This is a genomic window from Streptomyces sp. bgisy130, from assembly GCF_057708345.1.
The window spans coordinates 59,232-78,053 of record NZ_JBYISA010000036.1; the positions used below are offsets into that span (position 1 = coordinate 59,232).

Annotated in this window: 17 protein-coding genes; 10 read left to right on the forward strand and 7 right to left on the reverse strand. The window is 71.7% G+C overall.

What is annotated here, in order from left to right; genetic code table 11:
• Positions 1–2 precede the first annotated feature (2 nt).
• The 4 genes from AC3EUV_RS31435 (at position 3) to AC3EUV_RS31450 (ending at position 6,706) form a co-directional block, all read left to right on the forward strand.
• Positions 3–2,384, forward strand: coding sequence for a xanthine dehydrogenase family protein molybdopterin-binding subunit (locus AC3EUV_RS31435; protein ID WP_432145643.1), 2,382 nt, complete (start codon positions 3–5; stop codon positions 2,382–2,384).
• Positions 2,385–2,633: 249 nt separating this feature from the next.
• Positions 2,634–4,091, forward strand: coding sequence for an NCS2 family permease (locus tag AC3EUV_RS31440; RefSeq protein WP_432145644.1), 1,458 nt, complete (start codon positions 2,634–2,636; stop codon positions 4,089–4,091).
• A 38-nt stretch (positions 4,092–4,129) separates the two neighbouring features.
• The gene (locus AC3EUV_RS31445) at positions 4,130–5,371 is read left to right on the forward strand and encodes an XdhC family protein (protein WP_435604407.1); all 1,242 of its coding nucleotides are present in this window, start codon (positions 4,130–4,132) and stop codon (positions 5,369–5,371) included.
• Positions 5,372–5,446: 75 nt separating this feature from the next.
• Entirely contained in the window at positions 5,447–6,706 is a 1,260-nt protein-coding gene (locus AC3EUV_RS31450) for a GNAT family N-acetyltransferase (RefSeq protein ID WP_435604408.1), read from the forward strand.
• On the opposite strand, the gene AC3EUV_RS31455 is transcribed toward AC3EUV_RS31450, so the two are convergent.
• Entirely contained in the window at positions 6,700–6,981 is a 282-nt protein-coding gene (locus tag AC3EUV_RS31455; RefSeq protein ID WP_432145647.1) for a GNAT family N-acetyltransferase, read from the reverse strand. The genes AC3EUV_RS31450 and AC3EUV_RS31455 overlap by 7 nt on opposite strands.
• 64 nt (positions 6,982–7,045) lie before the next feature.
• Between AC3EUV_RS31455 and AC3EUV_RS31460 the strand changes: the two genes are divergently transcribed.
• Positions 7,046–7,975 carry a LysR family transcriptional regulator gene (locus tag AC3EUV_RS31460; RefSeq protein ID WP_432145648.1) on the forward strand — a complete coding sequence of 310 codons (930 nt, stop codon included), beginning with the start codon at positions 7,046–7,048 and terminating at the stop codon, positions 7,973–7,975.
• A gap of 172 nt (positions 7,976–8,147) precedes the next feature.
• Positions 8,148–8,330 (forward strand): 4-oxalocrotonate tautomerase DmpI, encoded by a 183-nt coding sequence (gene dmpI / locus AC3EUV_RS31465; protein ID WP_432145649.1) that lies wholly within the window; start codon positions 8,148–8,150, stop codon positions 8,328–8,330.
• Between the two features lie 71 nt (positions 8,331–8,401).
• On the opposite strand, the gene AC3EUV_RS31470 is transcribed toward dmpI, so the two are convergent.
• On the reverse strand, positions 8,402–9,253 hold the full coding sequence (locus AC3EUV_RS31470; RefSeq protein ID WP_432145650.1) for a LuxR C-terminal-related transcriptional regulator: 852 nt from the start codon (positions 9,251–9,253) through the stop codon (positions 8,402–8,404).
• Between the two features lie 92 nt (positions 9,254–9,345).
• On the opposite strand from AC3EUV_RS31470, the gene AC3EUV_RS31475 reads away from it, so the two are divergent.
• Together AC3EUV_RS31475 and AC3EUV_RS31480 are read left to right on the forward strand one after the other, a co-directional pair.
• Positions 9,346–11,049, forward strand: coding sequence for an AMP-binding protein (locus AC3EUV_RS31475; RefSeq protein ID WP_435604409.1), 1,704 nt, complete (start codon positions 9,346–9,348; stop codon positions 11,047–11,049).
• On the forward strand, positions 11,046–12,686 hold the full coding sequence (locus AC3EUV_RS31480) for an AMP-binding protein (RefSeq protein ID WP_435604410.1): 1,641 nt from the start codon (positions 11,046–11,048) through the stop codon (positions 12,684–12,686). The genes AC3EUV_RS31475 and AC3EUV_RS31480 overlap by 4 nt, the downstream gene beginning before the upstream one ends.
• Before the next feature lie 30 nt (positions 12,687–12,716).
• On the opposite strand, the gene AC3EUV_RS31485 is transcribed toward AC3EUV_RS31480, so the two are convergent.
• Together AC3EUV_RS31485 and AC3EUV_RS31490 are read right to left on the reverse strand one after the other, a co-directional pair.
• Positions 12,717–13,226 carry an NUDIX hydrolase gene (locus AC3EUV_RS31485; RefSeq protein WP_435604411.1) on the reverse strand — a complete coding sequence of 170 codons (510 nt, stop codon included), beginning with the start codon at positions 13,224–13,226 and terminating at the stop codon, positions 12,717–12,719.
• Between the two features lie 66 nt (positions 13,227–13,292).
• On the reverse strand, positions 13,293–13,673 hold the full coding sequence (locus AC3EUV_RS31490; RefSeq protein WP_432145654.1) for an MmcQ/YjbR family DNA-binding protein: 381 nt from the start codon (positions 13,671–13,673) through the stop codon (positions 13,293–13,295).
• Between the two features lie 255 nt (positions 13,674–13,928).
• On the opposite strand from AC3EUV_RS31490, the gene nadC reads away from it, so the two are divergent.
• The gene (nadC, locus tag AC3EUV_RS31495; RefSeq protein WP_432145657.1) at positions 13,929–14,804 is read left to right on the forward strand and encodes a carboxylating nicotinate-nucleotide diphosphorylase; all 876 of its coding nucleotides are present in this window, start codon (positions 13,929–13,931) and stop codon (positions 14,802–14,804) included.
• On the forward strand, positions 14,801–15,139 hold the full coding sequence (locus tag AC3EUV_RS31500) for a sulfurtransferase TusA family protein (RefSeq protein WP_432145658.1): 339 nt from the start codon (positions 14,801–14,803) through the stop codon (positions 15,137–15,139). Before nadC ends, AC3EUV_RS31500 begins: the two co-directional genes overlap by 4 nt.
• A gap of 9 nt (positions 15,140–15,148) precedes the next feature.
• Here the strand turns inward: AC3EUV_RS31500 and AC3EUV_RS31505 are convergent, their stop codons facing one another.
• The 3 genes from AC3EUV_RS31505 to AC3EUV_RS31515 all read right to left on the reverse strand — a co-directional run bounded on the left by AC3EUV_RS31505 (position 15,149) and on the right by AC3EUV_RS31515 (position 18,507).
• Positions 15,149–15,718, reverse strand: a complete 570-nt coding sequence (locus AC3EUV_RS31505; protein ID WP_435604412.1) for a GNAT family N-acetyltransferase — start codon at positions 15,716–15,718, stop codon at positions 15,149–15,151.
• A 107-nt stretch (positions 15,719–15,825) separates the two neighbouring features.
• The gene (locus tag AC3EUV_RS31510; RefSeq protein ID WP_432145660.1) at positions 15,826–16,593 is read right to left on the reverse strand and encodes a hypothetical protein; all 768 of its coding nucleotides are present in this window, start codon (positions 16,591–16,593) and stop codon (positions 15,826–15,828) included.
• Positions 16,594–17,049: 456 nt separating this feature from the next.
• On the reverse strand, positions 17,050–18,507 hold the full coding sequence (locus AC3EUV_RS31515) for a catalase (protein WP_435604414.1): 1,458 nt from the start codon (positions 18,505–18,507) through the stop codon (positions 17,050–17,052).
• Positions 18,508–18,822 lie beyond the last annotated feature (315 nt).

Genomic DNA, 18,822 nt, shown 5'->3' on the forward strand with positions numbered 1-18,822 from the left:
CCATGGGAACCACCGGAACCCCCACCAAGATCACCCAGGGTTCGCAGACCAAGGGCGGCATCGGCGAGTCCACCCTGCGTCCCGACGGGACGCTGAAGGTCACCGGCGAGTTCGCGTACTCCTCGGACATGTGGCACGAGGACATGCTGTGGGGCTTCACGCTCCGCTCCACCGTCGCGCACGCCGAGATTGTCTCCATCGACACCTCCGAGGCGCTCGCACAGTCCGGCGTCTACGCCGTGCTGACCTATGACGACCTGCCTACGTCGATCAAGAACTACGGCCTGGAGATCCAGGACACCCCGGTTCTGGCGCACGGCAAGGTCCGCCACCACGGCGAGCCGGTGGCCCTGGTCGCCGCCGACCACCCGGAGACGGCGCGGCGCGCGGCCGCCAAGATCAAGATCGAGTACCGGGAACTGCCCGTCGTCACCGACGAGGCCTCCGCGACCGCCGCCGACGCGCCGCTGCTCCACGAAGGCCGCAACGACCACCACGCCGGGCATGTCGCGCACCCCAACATCGTCCACCGTCAGCCGATCGTCCGAGGCGATGCCGGCGCGGCCGCCAAGAAGGCCGATGTCATCGTCTCCGGCGAGTACGTCTTCGGCATGCAGGACCAGGCATTCCTCGGCCCGGAGTCCGGCCTCGCGGTGCCCGCCGAGGACGGCGGGGTGGACCTCTACATCGCCACCCAGTGGCTGCACTCCGACCTCCGCCAGATCGCCCCCGTCCTCGGCCTGCCCGAGGAGAAGGTCCGGATGACGCTCTCCGGCGTCGGCGGCGCGTTCGGCGGCCGCGAGGACCTGTCGATGCAGATCCACGCCTGTCTGCTGGCGCTGCGTACGAACAAGCCGGTCAAGATCGTCTACAACCGGTTCGAGTCCTTCTTCGGCCATGTCCACCGGCACCCGGCGAAGCTCTGGTACGAGCACGGCGCCACCAAGGACGGCAAGATCACGCACATGAAGTGCCGGATCGTGCTGGACGGCGGTGCCTACGCCTCCGCGTCCCCGGCCGTGGTCGGCAACGCCGCCTCGCTGGCGGTGGGTCCGTACGTGATCGACGACGTCGACATCGAGGCCGTCGCGCTCTACACCAACAACCCGCCCTGCGGCGCCATGCGCGGCTTCGGTGCGGTCCAGGCGTGCTTCGCGTACGAGGCGCAGATGGACAAGCTGGCGGCCAAGCTGGGCCTGGACCCGGTCGAGCTGCGTCAGCTCAACGCCATGGAGCAGGGCACGCTCATGCCGACCGGGCAGCCGGTCGACTCGCCGGCCCCGGTCGCCGAGATCCTGCGCCGCGTCAAGGCCCGCCCGCTGCCGCCGGAGCGCCAGTGGGAGTCCAGCGAGGGCGCCGACGTTCGTCAGCTGCCCGGCGGGCTGTCCAACACCACCCACGGCGAGGGTGTCGTCCGCGGTGTCGGCTATGCGGTCGGCATCAAGAACGTCGGCTTCTCCGAGGGCTTCGACGACTACTCCACCGCCAAGGTGCGGATGGAGGTCATCGGCGGCGAGCCGGTCGCCACGGTCCACACCGCGATGGCGGAGGTCGGCCAGGGCGGTGTCACCGTCCATGCGCAGATCGCCCGCACCGAGCTCGGGGTCACCCAGGTGACGATCCACCCGGCCGACACCCAGGTGGGCAGCGCCGGTTCGACGTCGGCCTCCCGTCAGACGTACGTCACCGGCGGCGCGGTCAAGCACTCCTGCGAGCTCGTCCGCGAGAAGGTCCTGGCGCTCGGCCGCCGCAAGATGGGCACGTACCACCCGGCGTGGGCCACCGCCGAACTCCTGCTGGAGGGCGGCAAGGTCGTCACCGACGGCGGTGAGGTCCTCGCCGACCTGGTGGACGTCCTCGAAGGCGAGGCCGTCGAGATCGAGGCCGAGTGGCGCCACCGCCCGACCGAGCCCTTCGACCTGGTCACCGGCCAGGGCCACGGCCATGTCCAGTACTCCTTCGCCGCCCACCGCGCGGTCGTCGAGGTGGACACCGAACTCGGCCTGGTCAAGGTCATCGAGCTGGCCTGCGCCCAGGACGTCGGCAAGGCGCTCAACCCGCTGTCCGTCGTCGGCCAGATCCAGGGCGGTACCACCCAGGGCCTGGGCGTGGCGGTGATGGAGGAGATCCTCGTCGACCCCAAGACCGCGAAGGTGCGCAACCCCTCCTTCACGGACTACCTCATCCCCACGATTCTCGACACACCGACCATCCCGGTCGATGTGCTCGAACTCGCCGACGAGCACGCCCCCTACGGGCTGCGCGGCATCGGCGAGGCCCCCACCCTGTCGTCCACGCCGGCCGTCCTCGCGGCGATCCGGAACGCGACCGGGCTGGAGCTCAACAAGACGCCGGTGCGCCCCGAGCACCTCACCGGCACATAGAGAGCCGTCCGGGGGCGACCCCGGACCCCGGCCTCCGGGCGGTGCGTGTCAGGGGTGTCCCTGTCCGTCCTCCTCCGCGTACCGCCCGGAGACCGGCCCGCACAGTCGCAGTACGCAGTCGCTGCTCCGGTCCGCCGGAGCCAGTACCCCCGTTCGTCTCGGGCCGTCCCCCGGGTCGTGCAGCCGAAGATCCATCCCAAATCTCGCACCCCGTGCGAGTGCCCCTGTGAACCTTGGGAGTAAGGCACCATGACCCAGCAGTCCACTGAGCCGAGGACGACGGCGGAAGACGCGGGCGCCGGCTCACGTCAGCCCGCCGGCCGCTCCTGGCTCGACCGGTACTTCCACATCTCCGACAGAGGATCGACGGTCGCGCAAGAGGTGCGCGGCGGCATCACCACCTTCATGGCGATGTGCTACATCCTCCTGCTCAACCCGCTGATCCTCTCGACACCGGACGTGGAGAAGCACACCCTCGCGCATGCCGGCGTGGTCACCGCGACCGCGCTCGCCGCGGCGGTCTCCACACTGCTGATGGGCTTCATCGGCAAGGTGCCGCTGGCGCTCGCGGCCGGTCTGAACGTCTCCGCCGCGCTGACCGCCCAGGTCGTCCCGAACATGACCTGGCCGCAGGCCATGGGGATGTGTGTGGTGTACGGCGTGGTCATCTGCCTGCTGGTGGTGACCGGGCTGCGCGAGATGATCATGAACGCCATCCCGCTCGCGCTCAAGCACGCGATCACCATGGGCATCGGGATGTTCGTCGCGCTGCTGGGGCTGGTGAAGGCCGGTTTCGTGGGCAAGGGTGAGGGCGGCCCGGTCACCCTCGGCCTCACCGGGCAGCTGGCCGGCTGGCCCGTCCTGTTCTTCTGTGTGACGCTGCTGCTGATCTTCATGCTCCAGGCCCGCAAGGTGCCCGGCGCCATCCTCATCGGCATCGTCATCGGCAGCGTCCTGTCCATCGCCGCCACCAGGATCGGCGGGCTGACGGCCAAGGACTGGGGCGGCACACCCCCGGAGCTGACCGGCAGCGCCGTCGCGATGCCCGACTTCGGCCTCTTCGGTCATGTGGAGTTCGGCGGCTGGAGCTCCATCGGCGCACTCAGCGTCGGCATGATCGTCTTCACCCTGGTGCTGGCCGGCTTCTTCGACGCCATGGCCACCATCATCGGCGTCGGCACCGAGGCCAAGCTCGCCGACGACAAGGGCCGGATGCCGGGCCTGTCCAAGGCGCTGTTCGTGGACGGCGCGGGCGGTGCCATCGGCGGCATCACCGGCTCGTCCGGTCAGACCGTGTTCATCGAGTCGGCGAGCGGTGTCGGCGAGGGGGCGCGGACCGGCCTGTCGTCCGTCATCACCGGCCTGTTCTTCGCGGCCTGTCTGTTCTTCACGCCGCTCACCCAGCTCGTCCCGGCCCAGGTCGCCTCGGCCGCCCTCGTCGTCATCGGCTCGATGATGATGAGCGCCGCCGGCCATGTGGACTGGCGCGACCGCTCGGTGTCCATACCGGTCTTCCTGACCGTGGCCCTGATGCCGTTCACCTACAGCATCACCGCGGGCGTCGGCGCCGGTGTCATCGCCTACGCCGCCATCAAGGCGGCCCAGGGCAAGTGGCGGGAGGTCGGCGGCTTCATGTGGGTGCTGACCGCCGTCTTCGTCGTCTACTTCTCGCTCCATCCGATCGAGCAGTGGCTGGGCGTCAAGTAACCGCCCGCCGGCTGCCCCCCGTCCGTTAGGAGACCGACATGCTGGACATCGCCGAAGAGCTGCACCGGTGGGTCGAGCAGGGCCGTGATTTCGCGGTGGCCACCGTGGTGGACACCAACGGCAGCGCGCCCCGCCAGCCCGGGGCCGCGCTGGCCGTCGACAGTGACGGCACGGCGATCGGGTCGGTCTCCGGCGGATGTGTGGAGGGGGCGGTGTACGAGCTGTGCCAACAGGCGCTGGAGACCGGTGAGCCGGTTCTGGAGCGCTTCGGCTACAGCGACGAGGACGCCTTCGCCGTGGGTCTGACCTGCGGCGGCATCATCGACATCCTCGTCCAGCCGATACGGACGAGCGCCCCCGCGACCACCGGCGACGGCGGCTTCGCGGGGGAGCGGGTGGACCGCACCGCCGGCACGCTCGCCGCCGGGCTGGCCGCCGCCGCGTCCGGCGAGGCGGCGGCGCTCGCCCGGGTCGTCCAGGGCCCCGCCGGACTCCTCGGCCGCGCCCTGCTCGTACGCGCCGACGGCAGCCACACCGGCACCCTCGGCGGCCACCCCGCCCTCGACCGCACCGCGGTCGAGGAGACCCGCGCCCTGCTGGACGCCGGGCGCACCACCAGCCTGGAGATCGGCACGGGCTTCGCGCCCGGCGAGGAAGCGGAGAGCGACGACGGTGCGCAGCGCAGCGGATCGCGCTGCGGCCAGCCCGTGGTCCTGCTCGTCGAGTCCGCCGTCCCCCCGCCGCGCATGATCGTCTTCGGTGCGATCGACTTCGCCGCCGCGCTGGTCAGGGTCGGCAAGTTCCTCAACTACCACGTCACGGTCTGCGACGCCCGCCCCGTCTTCGCCACCAGGGCCCGCTTCCCGGACGCCGACGAGATCGTCGTCGACTGGCCGCACCGCTACCTGGACTCCCAGGACCTCGACGCCCGCACGGTGCTCTGCGTCCTGACCCACGACGCCAAGTTCGACGTCCCGTTGCTGGAGCGGGCGCTCAAGCTCCCGGTCGCCTACGTCGGCGCGATGGGCTCGCGCCGCACCCACCTGGACCGCCAGCAACGGCTGCGGGACGTCGGCCTGACCGAACTCGAACTGAACCGGCTGCGCTCACCCATCGGCCTCGACCTCGGCGCACGCACGCCGGAGGAGACCGCCCTCTCCATCGCAGCCGAGATCGTCGCCAACCGCCGCGGCGGCACCGGCAGCCCGCTGACCGGCGCGCACACGCCGATCCATCACGACACGGGCATGACGCTGGGGCGGATCGGGTCGGTGGCGTGAGGGGGGCGGCTGTGGGGTGCCCCCCCCCCGCAAAAACAGGGTGAAGCTCCCGGGGCGCCGGGTTAGCGTCCCGGGGTGACCAGTGACGACGACGCGCGCGCGACCACGGCCCTCCAGGACATCCCCGAGGCCGACCTCGACCAGGCCCTGGACCTGGTCCACCTCGCCTTCCACCTCAAGCCCGCCGACAAGACCCGCGCATACCACCGCAGGACGCTGCGCGCCTGCACCCGTATCGGTGCCTACGACGACGGGCGGCTGAGCGGGGTGGCCGGCGCCCACCGCCTCACCCTCACCGTGCCGGGCGGTCAACTCCCCTGCGCCGCACTGGACTTCGTCTCCGTCGCGCCCACCCACCGGCGCCGCGGAATCCTCACCGCGATGCTGGACGAACTCTGGCGCCGCTGTGCCGCCGAGGAGCGCCCGGTGTCCTGCCTCTGGGCGTCCGAGAGCGCCATCTACGGCCGCTTCGGCTACGGCGCCGCCACCGAGTCGTACCGTGTCGAGATCGACTCCGCCCGCCCGCTCGCGCTGCGCGTCACCCCCGACCGCCGCCCGCTGCGGCTGATCGACCCGGCCGACGCGCCCACCGTGCTCGCCCCGCGCTACGACGCGACCCTGCCGCAGCGCGCCGGCCGCTTCACCCGCGACGCGGCCTGGTGGCGCGAGCATGTGCTGGACCTCGACGGGTCGCGCGGCGGCGACGACCGGGACGGCTTCGGCGCGGCGCGGGTGGTGACGCTGGGCGACCCCGGCGAGATACCCGCCGGCTACGCCGTCTACCGCACCCGCGGCCCGGGCGAGGACCGCCCCGGAGTGGTCCTCGTCGACGAACTGGAGGCGGAGTCCGCCCCCGTCGCCGCCGCCCTGTGGTCCTACCTCGCCTCGATCGACCTCACCTCGACGGTACGGGTCCCGGCCCGCCCCGCCGACGACCCGCTCCTGCACCTCGCCGCCGACCGCGACCAGGTACGCGTCACCGGCCAGGAACCCTCCCTGTGGCTCCGGCTCGTGGACGTCCGCGCCGCGCTGACCACCCGCTCCTGGGTGGCCCCCGTCGACCTGGTCCTCGACCTGCGCGATGCCGCCCTCCCGGCCAACGCGGGCCGCTTCCGCCTGACCGCCGGCCCCGACGGCGCCACCTGGGACCCGACCACCGAGGCACCCGATCTCTCCCTGGACGTACGGGAGTTGGCCTCCTGCTACCTCGGCGCCACCCCCCTGCGCCACTTCGTCCACGCCGGACTGGTCACCGAACACACCCCGGGCGCGGCCCGCCGCCTGGACGCCGCGCTGGCGACCGAGTGGCTGCCGTTCACCGGGGAGAACTACTGAGCTCGTCGCTGTTCCGGACGGCGGGCCGGGGAACCGGCCCGCCGGGCCCGGTCCTCGATGGCGAGGTCCAGACGGTCCGCGCGGTCGGCACTGCCGGCGCACCAGGTCTGCAACTCCGCCAGCGTGAAATCATGGTGAGTGCCGGTCAGCCGACGCGTCTCCGGGTCCTGGCAGGCGGTGTGGAAGGCGGCCGCATGCCGTAGGGACAGCGGGGCGAGACGGACCCGGGGGCCGGTGAGCACCGGCTTCTCGGCGAGTGCGGTGGCGTCGATCATGGGGGGATGATGTCCGGGCGGCGGCATCGCGGCAACGCAATTGTCCGGCCGGGAGGGGAGAGGCGTGGAGCTGCGGCAGGTGCGGTACTTCGTCACGGTGGCGCAGGAGCTGCATTTCGGGCGGGCGGCCGAGAGGCTGCATATCGTCCAGTCGGCGGTGAGCCAGCAGATCCGGCGGCTGGAGCGGGAGTTGAAGACCGAGCTGTTCGACCGTTCGGCCCGCCAGGTGCGGCTGACGGCCGTCGGCGAGCGGTTCCTGCCGGAGGCGCGGGCGCTGCTCGCCGCCGAGGAACGGGCCCGCGCCGCCGTCGCCGAGCTGACCGGCGGACGGGGTGCCACCCTGCGCCTGGGCACGAGCACGGGCCTGGGCGCCCACCTCGACCGGGTGCTGGACACACTGGCCCGACTCGCCCCGGAGACCCGGGTGGAGCTGGTGGCCGTACGGGCCCGGGACCGGCTCGACCGGGTGGCGTCCGGCGAGCTGGACGCCGCCTTCCTCCGCGGCGACCCGGATGACGCCGGCCGGGACGGGCTGCGCTTCGTCCCGCTGTGGCAGGACCCGCTGGTGGCGGTCGTCCCGGCCCGGCACCCCCTGGCCGCCGCCCCCGGCCCGGTCACGCTCGCCGACCTCGGCCCCGTCCCACTGGTGCTGACCGCCCGCCGCAACAACCGCGCCCTGGTCGACCTGGTCGTCAACGCCTGCCACGACGCCGGCTTCGTCCCCGTACCGGGCCCCGCCTACGGCTCGTTGGACGACACCCTGACCGCGATCGGCGCCCGCGGCCCGGAGGACGGCCTGTGGACCGTCGTCTACGCCTCGCACGCCCGCCGGCTGAGCACGCCCCGGGTCGCCTTCCTCCCGTTCCGCGACCCGGGCATGGAGCTCACCACCTCACTTGCGGTACGCCGGTCCGACCCGCCCGCCGGGATGGATCCGCTGCTGCGGGCCTGTACGGCGCCGGACGCGAGCGAGGCGCTCGATCTCGATCGGTGATCGCTGTGTGCACGATCCGCTTCTTGGTCGCACGAGCCGTTCGCGATGGACTGAGGACACGCCGGTCAACCACCGGAAGCCCGGGAAATCCCCGGGACCCCCAGGCCGGGCAAAATCGCGAACCTCCGCGTTCCCGCTGCCCAACGGCCTCTCTCCACAAGGGAGTTCCCTCATGCCCACGGTCACCGTTCAGCAGGGCCCGCGCAGCGTCGAACTGAAGCGGGAGCTCGTCAAGCAGATCACCGATGCGTTCGTGGACGCATACCGCATCCCCGCCGAGACCGTCACGGTCTGGATCCAGGAAGTCCCCGCAGACAGCTGGGCGGCGGCGGGGACTTTGACTGCCGACAAGTAGCCGTCGGACGGGCGGTCCGGCCTTCACGGGGGAGGGCCGGGCCGCTGCCCGTCACGTAGCCCCCGCTCGCCCTACGGCAACACCCCCGCCCTGCGCGCCGCGATCACCGCCTGGAGGCGGGTATGGGCGCCCAACTTCCGCATCGCGGAGCGGAGGTAGCTCTTCACGGTTTCCGGGCGGAGGAGCAGGCGCTCCGCCGCCTCCGCGTTCGTGGCGCCCGAGGCGACGCAGGCCAGTACGTCGAGTTCGCGTGGTGAGAGGGCGGGGGCCGCGGCGTCCGTGCCGGGGCGACGGGATGCGGCCGTCGCGAGGCGTCCGCAGGCCGCCAGCAGCTGTTGCCGCAGCAGCGGATCGCCGACCCGCTGGGCCAGGCCGCGCAGTTCGCCGTGTGCCTCGCGGACCTCTTCCCACCGGGCCGGATCGTCGGCGGTGGATGGGGCCCCCTGGGCCACCGACAGCAGCCGTGCGGCCTCGTCCTGGAGCAGGAGTGCCTGTTCCAGCTCCCGTGCCACGTCCATGGCCGCCGAGAGCGGACGGTCGCCGAGCCGTACCGGGCGGCGCAGTGCCCCGTACAGGACACCGCGCACCCGGCGCCGGACGATCACCGGTACGGCGAGCACCGAGCGCAGCCCCTCGGCGGCCACCGCCGCGTCGTACTCATGGCTGATCACCGATGAGGCGCTGTAGTCGGTGACCGCGAGCGGGCGGGACAGCGCCACGGCCTTCCCGCCCAGCCCGTTGCCCCGCACGATGTCCAGGCCGCGCAGCACCGCGGTCTCCGTACCGGCCAGCTCGTTGATGCGGTAGTGGCCCGCACGGGCCCGCAGACCGCCGAATGCCACCGGCAGCCCGCTGTCCCGCCGCAGCCGCGACAGCGCCGCCCGTACGTCCGCCGTCTCGTGGGCATCCGGGTCGAGCCGCACGCCGAACCTCCGCTTCCCCCCATTCGGGGGTGGTGAGACATGGGCCACTGATTACACGATGGCAGGTAGCGGTGCGGCAATGAGGAGGACATATGACGGACACGGAATCCGGTGCGGCGGGGCGCGCACCGGCCGCCACCGAGGAGTTCCGGGCGGCGCGGGATCTGCTGCTGCGGCACCGGGAGGACTATGCCGCGGCCCGCGCGGCGTTTCGGTGGCCGCGCCCGGAGCACTTCAACTGGGCGCTGGACTGGTTCGACACCATGGCCCACGGCAATGACCGCACCGCGCTGCACATCGTCGAGGAGGACGGCAGCGAGACCCGGCTGAGCTTCGACGCCCTGCGCCGCCGCTCCGGCCAGGCCGCCAACTGGCTGTCCGCCCAGGGCGTGGGCGCCGGTGACCGCATCGTCATGATGCTCGGCAACCAGGTGGAGCTGTGGGAGACCGCGCTCGCCGCCATGAAGCTGCGCGCCGTCGTCATCCCCGCGACGCCGCTGCTGGGCCCCGTCGACCTCGCCGACCGGATCGACCGTGGCCATGCCCGGCATGTCATCGTGCGCGCCGACGACACCGCCAAGTTCGACGGCGTGGCGGGTGACTACAGCCGGATCGCGGTCGGTGGTGCGCCGGACGGCTGGCTGGCGTACGAGGACGCGTACGAGAGCCCCGAGACCTTCGAGCCGGGCGGGCCCACCCGGGCGGACGACGCCCTGATGCTCTACTTCACCTCCGGCACCACCGCGCGCCCCAAGCTCGTCGAGCACACCCACGCCTCGTACCCCATCGGGCATCTCGCGACGATGTACTGGATCGGTCTGCGGCCCGGCGATGTGCATCTGAACATCTCCTCGCCCGGATGGGCCAAGCACGCCTGGTCCAATCTCTTCGCGCCCTGGAACGCCGAGGCCACCGTCTTCATCCACAACTACACCCGCTTCGACGCGGCCCGCCTGATGGCGGAGATGGACCGGGCCCGCGTCACCAGCTTCTGCGCCCCGCCGACCGTCTGGCGGATGCTCATCCAGGCCGATCTGTCCGCGCTCCGCCAACCGCCGCGGGAGATCGTCGCGGCCGGTGAACCGCTCAACCCGGAGATCATCGAGCAGGTGCGGCAGTCCTGGGGCGTCACCATCCGGGACGGCTTCGGACAGACCGAGACCGCCGTCCAGGTGGCCAACACCCCAGGTCAGACCGTCAAACCGGGCTCCATGGGCCGTCCCACCCCCGGCTTCGACGTCGTCCTCCTCGACCCGGTCAGCGGCACACCGGGCGACGAGGGGGAGATCGCCCTCGACCTCTCCGCCCGGCCGGTCGGCCTGATGACCGGCTACCACGGGGACCCGGCACGCACCGCGGAGGCGATGGCCGACGGCTACTACCGCACCAGCGACATCGGCAGCCGCGACCGCGGCGGCTGGATCACCTACATCGGACGCGCCGACGACGTCTTCAAGGCGTCCGACTACAAGATCTCCCCGTTCGAGCTGGAGAGCGCCCTGCTGGAGCACGAGGCGGTCGCCGAGGCCGCCGTGGTGCCGGCCCCCGATCCGCTGCGGCTGGCCGTCCCCAAGGCGTATGTGGTGCTGGCGGCCGGGTGGTCGCCCGGCCCGGAGACCGCGAAGCTGATCTTCGAGCACTCCCGTGCGGTGCTGGCCCCCTACAAGCGCATCCGGCGGCTGGAGTTCGCCGAGCTGCCGAAGACCGTCTCCGGCAAGATCCGCCGTATCGAGCTGCGCGAGCGCACCGCGCAGGGCGACGGCGGTGCCGAGTACTGGGAGGAGAACCACCGATGAGCCAGCAGCAACCGGAGCTGTCGTACGCCTGCGGGACCGCCGGGCGGCCGCTGCTCGGCCACACCATCGGCACCGATCTGACCCGCACCATCGCCCGGTTCGGCGACCGTGAGGCGCTGGTCGAAGTGGCGAGCGGCCGCCGCTGGACCTACGACGAACTGGGCCGCGCGGTCGACGAGGTGGCGCTCGGCCTGCTCGCCAGGGGCGTCGTCAAGGGCGACCGGGTCGGCATCTGGGCGCCCAACTGCGCCGAGTGGGTCCTCGTCCAGTACGCCACCGCCCGGATCGGCGCGATCCTCGTCAATGTCAACCCCGCCTACCGCGTCCACGAGTTGGGCTACGTCCTGCGGCAGGCCGGCATCAGCGTCCTGGTGTCCGCCACGCACCACAAGACCAGCGACTACCGCGGGATGATCGAGCAGGTACGCGCCGAGTGCCCGGCGCTGCGCGAGGTGATCTACCTCGGCGACGACACCTGGGGCGAACTGCTGGCCGCCGGCGCCACCGTCCCGCCGCACCGGCTCACCGCCTGCGAACAGGAGCTGACCGCCGACGACCCGGTCAACATCCAGTACACCTCGGGCACCACCGGCTTCCCCGAGGGCGCCACCCTCTCCCACCACAACATCCTCAACAACGGCTACTGGGTCGGCGAGACCCTCGCCTACACCGAAGCGGACCGGGTGTGTCTGCCGGTGCCCTTCTACCACTGCTTCGGCATGGTCATGGGCAACCTCGGCAGCACCTCGCACGGCGCCTGCATCGTCATCCCGGGCCCCGCCTTCGACCCCGCCGCCACCCTGCGGGCCGTCCAGGACGAACGCTGTACCTCCCTCTACGGCGTCCCCACCATGTTCATCGCCGAGCTCAACCACCCCGACTTCGCCTCCTACGACCTCTCCTCGCTGCGCACCGGCATCATGGCGGGCTCGCCGTGCCCCGAGGAGGTGATGAAGCGGGTGGTCACCGAGATGCATATGTCCGAGGTCTCCATCTGCTACGGCATGACCGAGACCTCACCGGTCTCCACCCAGACCCGCTGCGACGACGACCTCGCCCACCGCACCGCGACCGTCGGCCGGGTGCTGCCGCACATCGAGGTGAAGGTCGCCGATCCGGCGAGCGGAGTGACCGTGCCCCGCGGCACCCCCGGCGAACTGCGCACCCGCGGCTACAGCGTGATGCTCGGCTACTGGGCGGAACCCGAGCGCACCGCCGAGGTCATCGACCCGGCCCGGTGGATGCACACCGGTGATCTCGCGGTGATGAACGACGACGGCTACGTCCGGATCGTCGGCCGCATCAAGGACATGATCATCAGGGGCGGCGAGAACGTCTACCCCCGCGAGATCGAGGAGTTCCTCTACTCCCACCCCAAGATCGCCGATGTCCAGGTCGTCGGCGTCCCCGACGAGAAGTACGGCGAGGAGATCGCCGCCTGCGTCATCCTCCGCGACCCCGAAGACCCGCTCACCCTCGACGAGTTGGCCGCCTACTGCCGCTCCCACCTCGCCCACTACAAGGTGCCCCGCCGCCTGGAGATCCTCGACGCCTTCCCGATGACCGTCAGCGGCAAGGTCCGCAAGATCGAACTGCGCGAGCGGCTGGCGAAGGAGGTGGGACGGGTGCCGCGGTGAGGCCGGGGCGGGGGTGCGGGCGCGGGGTGCTCAGTGTGGCCGCGCCGCCTCCCGCGGGACGTACCCCAGGTCGACCGGCCCGGGTGCCGCGGTGGCGTGACCGGCCGCGCCCCGCCACGGTGCGAGCAGATCGGCGAGGCGGGGCGGCCAGAGCGGGTCGGCGGAGGCGGCCAGCTCGGCCGGACTCCACCAGCGCCAGCCCAGGATCTTGTCGTCCACATGGGCGGCCGCCACCCCCTCGGCCGGCTCCCGCCGCGGCCCGTGGGCCAGATAGAGATGCTCGTGCTGGCGTACGGGGACGCCGACCCGGGTGAAATCGTGCTCCCAGGTGCCCAGCAGCGGCCCCGGCTCCAGATCGGTCCAGCCGGTCTCCTCCCGCAGCTCGCGCCGCGCCCCCGCCCGCGGCGCCTCGCCGGGGTCCAGCCCGCCGCCGGGCATCGCCCAGTGCACCCCCACCTCTTCGTTGTCGTACCGGAGGAGGAAGAGCGCACCGTCGGGGTCGAGCACCGCAACCCGGGCCGCCTGGCGGGGAGTTCGCATCGCGCCAGCCTACGCCGCGGGGCGGTGGGGCTGGGGCTCGTCACGCATGGGGCGGTCAGCGGCCGTTCAGGCCCGCCGCTCTCCCGGCCAGTCCAGCAGCAGCCGCTGCGCCTTGGGCAGCGAGGCGACCACGAGGTCGTACGAGTCCTCGATCATGTCCAGCACCAGCCGGTCGGGAAGGTCCCCGTCCAGCGAAACGGTGTTCCAATGCCGCTTGTTGAGGTGGTAGCCCGGCACCACTTCGGGGTGCGCCGCCCGCAGCCGCTCCGCCAGCTCGGGCTCGCACTTGAGGCTCACGGTGAGCGGCGTATCCGTCAGCGTCGTCAGCGCGAAGATCTTGCCGCCGACCTTGAAGGTGGACACATCAGGGTGCCGCGGAAAGGGGAATTCCTCGGTCGCACCATTGAAATCCAGGCAGACGTCCCGCAGGGCATTCGCGTCGATCATGCTCACATTCTCCCCGGCCGGGGGCCGGTCGCGGGCGTGGCGGGCGCACCCGGCCGCAGGATTCACGGAGTCGGCCGGGCGCTCCCCGGCCCTCTCCGCCCCCTCCCGGGTATCGATTCTCAAATCACCGAAGGCGGAGTACTGTTTCTGAAATCGAAGCAGAGTCGGTGGTCCGGGACGGGAACGGCGAGCAGCGGTACGCCCTCAACTCCCGTAACGACAAACCGAGTCCGCGCCACACAGAAATGAGGAGCAATGGATTTCCCTGCGTTAGCGGTACGTGACGCCGTCGCCCGTGCGCTTGCCGAGGACGGCTGTCGGGACGATGTCACCACCCGCTGGAGTGTGCCCGCGGGGCTGCGTACGCAGGCCGAGATCATCGCGAAGCAGCCGGGGGTGGTCAGCGGACTGCCCGCCGTCTCCGAGGTGTTCCGCCAGCTCGACCCCGATGTGACGGTGGAGGTGCTGGTGGCGGACGGGACGCTCGTTTCACCGGGCCGGACGCTGGTCCGCCTAGCCGGCGAGGCGCGCAGCCTGATCACCGGGGAACGCACCGCGCTGAATTTCCTCCAGCGCATGTGCGGCATCGCCACGCTGACGAAGCAGTACGCGGACCTGGTCGCCGACCTGGACGTCAAGGTCCTCGACACCCGCAAGACGGCCCCCGGGCTGCGGTCCCTGGACAAGTACGCCGTGACGTCCGGGGGCGGCACCAGCCACCGGCTCGACCTCTCGGCCATGGTGCTGCTCAAGGAGAACCACCTGGCAGCTGCCGGCGGCGTCACCGCGGCGATCGACGCGGTCCGCGCCGGAATGGCGGCCGAGGGCCGGGAGACGCTCATCGACGTCGAGGTGGAGACCGTGGCGGAGGCGGAGGAAGCACTGCGTGCGCGGGTGACCTGGATCATGCTCGATGACATGACGGTCGACGAGATCAGGCGGGTCGTGCGGGCCCGGGCGGAGCTCGCCCCCGGCGCCGGAGTCGTTCTCGAAGCCTCCGGCGGAGTCACCCCGGAACGATTGCGGCCGATCGCCGAGGCCGGGGTGGACATGGTCTCCATCGGCGCGCTCACCCACAGCGCCCCGGCCCTGGACCTCAGCATGCTGCTGACCGGCACACCCCGCGCATGACGGCCACGAGCCCGATGTCCCCCGGCCCCGTACCGGCAGCGGACATCACCGTCGACGGCACCGGCCTGCTCTGCGTGACCCTCCTCCTGCGGCTGCGGGCCGAGATCGCCGAAGCCGGGCCGGGCACGGTCGTGCATGTCCTCGCGACCGATCCGGCGGCTCCGCTCGATCTGCCGGCCTGGTGCCATATGACCGGCCATCACTATCTCGGACCGGTAGCGAACGACGATCCGGACGGCGCTGTCTACGCTCTCCGCCTCGCCGCCGATGCCCGCCCGACCCGCCCCGACGCACCGTGGCGCACAGACCCGCCGAGCGCAGATACGGAGTTCTGACCCGCCGTCTCAGCCCTCCCCGGGCTCCCAGTCGGCCTCGCGGCGCATCGCCACCCGCGGCCAGCGGTCCAGCCCCAGCGTCGCCTCGTGGGCGCGGATCGCCCGTAGGCCGGGGGTGAGTTCGGCCTCGGGGAGGACCCGGAATCCGATCCGGGCGTAATACGGCGCGTTCCAGGGCACCTCGGTGAAGGTGGTCAGGGTCAGCGCGACCCGGCCGCCGTCCTTTCCGGATTGCCGTGAGGGTGTGGAAGGTTCCGACATCGCCCGGTCGATGAGAGCCCGGCCGATGCCACGGTGGGCGTACTCCGGGTGGACCGAGACCTGCTCGATATGGGTGCAGCCGTCGACCGGTTCCCAGAGCAGATAGCCGACCGGGTGGCCGCCCTCGCCGTCCGGCCCGGCTTCCTCGTACGCGGCCAGCGCCCGCCCCGCCCGCTGGAACTCCGTCAACTGCTCGATCGACGGGGGCTCGTCGTCGGCGATCGCCGCCATGCCGAGGGCGCGGAAGGGCTCGCCGGCCGCTCGCTCGATGGCGCGCAGTGCGGGCAGTTCGTCGAGTGTGGGCACCTGGATGATCACGACATCAGTGTCGCCGGTTCCGAGGGGGCGGGCTAGTGGGTTTTGTGGCCGGCGGGGGCTGCGGCGGCCCAGTGGTGTCCGCGGCAGTCACCCCGGCCGCCCCCCGCTCACCGCCCTGCCGCCCCGTACTTGATCAGTTCGTCGGCCGGGTCGTTGACCGGCTGTGGGGTGCCGGTGAGGTCCATGACGAAGAGGGGGATGTGGAGGTCGTCGGCGCGGGTGCGGGCGTCCCGTGCGTAGCCGGCGAGGGAGAAGAAGACGGCTATGGCGGAGTCGTTGAGGCCGTTGAGCCAGACGCATTCGATCTCGCGGAGCTTGGTGGCGCGGGTGGTCGGGTCGACCTGGGCGACCACGCCCGTGCCGCGCAGGTCCACGCCGGAGGCGGTGCGTTCCTGGGTGCGGGCGACATCGGCGTAACCCAGCCACTTCAGATACTGCTCGGCGGCGGTGACGCAGTCGCGGGCCGTGCGGATGGTGACGGGGCGGAACGCGGGCCGCAGGAGGGCGCGTGCGGGGTCGGCGGCCGGTGGTGGGGCGGGCTTCGGCGCGGGGTTCGGTGTGGGCATCGGTACGGGTGGGCCGGACGACGGGAAGTTCGGGGGCGGCAGCGGGGGCGCGGGGGCGACGGGGACCCGGACGACCGTGCCGCAGGCGCAGCCGGACTCCGGCGCCGGCCATTCGTCCTGCCGGCCGCAGACCTCGCAGCGCACCTCCACCCAGGACGCCTGCCAGGTGCGGTGGAGTATCTCGACGGGAATCCCGCCGCGCAGTACGGGCATGGTGAGCGGGGCCCCGCAGGCGCACGGGAAGGTGGGCGGGGTGAAGGCGTTCTCGCGGCGGCACGTGGGGCACCGCACCGGCACGCTGTCGGCCATGGTCGACTCCTGGCAGGTCGGGCGGCAGACAGTCGGATCTGCTGCTGCCCCCATGGTCCCTCCAAAGTCGGGTGCCGGGGGCCGAATTGCGGCGGTGAGTGCCGGGTGGGGGAGAACCGAGGGGGAGTCACGGCGCCCGGAGGTGCGTATCGCGGCGCGCAGGACTCGCCGTGGTGCGACAGGGCCCGGCGTCCGTGACCGTACGGAGGCCGGGCCCTGTAGTGGTTTCCGTCCGGCAGCGCGGGCAATCGGGCGCGACGGGACATCGCACCGCCGGACGGAGTCTGGGGGAGGAGGCGGGCTCCGCGGCGGGGGAGCGGGCGCGCCCTTCCTGTCGGGCGAGCGCTGCCACCGCACTGCGTGCTCCCGTATGCCGCGGAGCTCGCACTCCCACTCCGTACCGCCGGCACCCCTCAATGGACCGCCGGTACGGAAGCACGAGGAACTGACCTCCCGTCAGTCCTCGTGCAGCTCGCGGACCCTGGCCTCGACGCGCTTGCCGTAGTCCGTGTCGGCGGCGTGGAAGTGGGCGAGGTTCTTCTCGATCACATCGTCGCGGCTGACCTGGGAGAGACCGCCGGCGATGTTGTTCACCAGCCGCTGCTTCTCGTCCTCCGACATCAGCCGGTAGAGCTCACCGGCCTGGAAGAAGTCGTCGTCCTTGGTGTGCGCGGGCGCCTCATGGGTGCCGACGTGGCCGGAGACGGCGAGCGGGGCGGAGAGCGGCCGGCCGGTCTGCACCGGGCCGCTGTAGGAGTTGGGCTCGTAGTTCTTGGCGTACCGGTCGTAGCCGTTGGTCGCCATGAGACCGTCCCGGCCGTAGTTGGCGGCCTCGGTCGCCTTGGGGGCGTTCACCGGCAGCTGGGTGTGGTTGACGCCCAGGCGGTAGCGGTGTGCGTCGGCGTAGGCGAACAGCCGGCCCTGGAGCATCTTGTCCGGGGACGGGCCGATGCCCGGCACGAAGTTGTTCGGGGAGAACGCGGACTGCTCGACCTCGGCGAAGACATTGTCGGGGTTGCGGTCCAGGACCAGGCGGCCCACGCGCTGAAGCGGGTAGTCGCGGTGCGGCCACACCTTCGTCAGGTCGAACGGGTTGAAGCGGTAGTCGGCCGCCTCGGCCGCCGGCATGATCTGCACATACAGCGTCCAGGAGGGGTACACGCCCCGCTCGATCGACTGGAGCAGGTCGGTCTGGTGGCTGTTCGGGTCCGAGCCGGACAGCGCGGCGCCCTGCTCGGCGTCCAGGCAGCGGATGCCCTGGTTGGTCTTGAAGTGGTACTTGACGAAGAAGCCCTCGCCCTCGGCGTTCGTCCACTGGTAGGTGTGCGAGCCGTAGCCGTTCATGTGGCGGTAGGAGGCCGGGATCCCGCGGTCGCCCATGAGCCAGGTGATCTGGTGGGTGGCCTCGGGGGCGTGCGCCCAGAAGTCCCAGACGTTGTCCGGCTCCTGCTTGCCCGTGAAGGGGTCGCGCTTCTGCGAGTGGATGAAGTCGGGGAACTTGATCGGGTCCTTGATGAAGAACACCGGGGTGTTGTTGCCGACGAGGTCGTAGTTGCCCTCCTCGGTGTAGAACTTCAGGGCGAAGCCACGCGGGTCACGGGCCGCGTCCGGGCCGCCGAGGCTGTCGGCGACGGTCGAGAAGCGGATGAAGGTCTCGGTCCGCTTGCCGACGGTGTCGAGGAAGCCGGCGTGGGTGAAGGCGGTGACGTCGTCGGTCACCTCGAAGTAGCCGTACGCGCCGGAGCCACGGGCGTGCACCACGCGCTCCGGGATGCGCTCGCGGTTGAAGCGGGCGAGCTTCTCCAGCAGGTGCTGGTCCTGGAGGACGATCGGGCCGCCGACGCCGGCGGTGGCGGAGTTCTGGTTGTCGGCGACGGGGGCGCCAGCCTCCGTAGTGAGAAAGCGCGCCGTCAGCGTGGGCTTCGACATGGTGACCTTCCGTACGAGAGCGCGGAAGTTGGCTTCCGCGTGTCGGAGCGTAAGAAGCGCTACGACCAAACGTCAACAGTTTGTTGAAACAAAGCTGAGAGGTGTCCGGTGTTGTTCCGGGCGGCGGCCGTGCCTGGGCGCGACAGGACAAGTGTCGGCGCGGCCGCCGCCCGGAAGCGGAGGGGAAGGGAAGCGTTCAGGGGACCCGGGCCTCCAGGGGGGCGGGTCGGCGCGTGAGACGGCTTCCTCGTGGGGCGGCGGACAGGGGCCCCGGGGTGGCGGCCCCTGCGCCGCCGTGGA

Bases quoted from the DNA above. Each gene is read 5' to 3' on its own strand.
- AC3EUV_RS31435 (WP_432145643.1), top strand. From the start codon at position 3: ATGGGAACCACCGGAACCCCCACCAAGATCACCCAGGGTTCGCAGACC.
- AC3EUV_RS31440 (WP_432145644.1), top strand. From the start codon at position 2,634: ATGACCCAGCAGTCCACTGAGCCGAGGACGACGGCGGAAGACGCGGGC.
- AC3EUV_RS31445 (WP_435604407.1), top strand. From the start codon at position 4,130: ATGCTGGACATCGCCGAAGAGCTGCACCGGTGGGTCGAGCAGGGCCGT.
- AC3EUV_RS31455 (WP_432145647.1), bottom strand. From the start codon at position 6,981: ATGATCGACGCCACCGCACTCGCCGAGAAGCCGGTGCTCACCGGCCCC.
- dmpI (WP_432145649.1), top strand. From the start codon at position 8,148: ATGCCCACGGTCACCGTTCAGCAGGGCCCGCGCAGCGTCGAACTGAAG.
- AC3EUV_RS31475 (WP_435604409.1), top strand. From the start codon at position 9,346: ATGACGGACACGGAATCCGGTGCGGCGGGGCGCGCACCGGCCGCCACC.
- AC3EUV_RS31480 (WP_435604410.1), top strand. From the start codon at position 11,046: ATGAGCCAGCAGCAACCGGAGCTGTCGTACGCCTGCGGGACCGCCGGG.
- AC3EUV_RS31485 (WP_435604411.1), bottom strand. From the start codon at position 13,226: ATGCGAACTCCCCGCCAGGCGGCCCGGGTTGCGGTGCTCGACCCCGAC.
- AC3EUV_RS31490 (WP_432145654.1), bottom strand. From the start codon at position 13,673: ATGATCGACGCGAATGCCCTGCGGGACGTCTGCCTGGATTTCAATGGT.
- nadC (WP_432145657.1), top strand. From the start codon at position 13,929: ATGGATTTCCCTGCGTTAGCGGTACGTGACGCCGTCGCCCGTGCGCTT.
- AC3EUV_RS31500 (WP_432145658.1), top strand. From the start codon at position 14,801: ATGACGGCCACGAGCCCGATGTCCCCCGGCCCCGTACCGGCAGCGGAC.
- AC3EUV_RS31510 (WP_432145660.1), bottom strand. From the start codon at position 16,593: ATGGCCGACAGCGTGCCGGTGCGGTGCCCCACGTGCCGCCGCGAGAAC.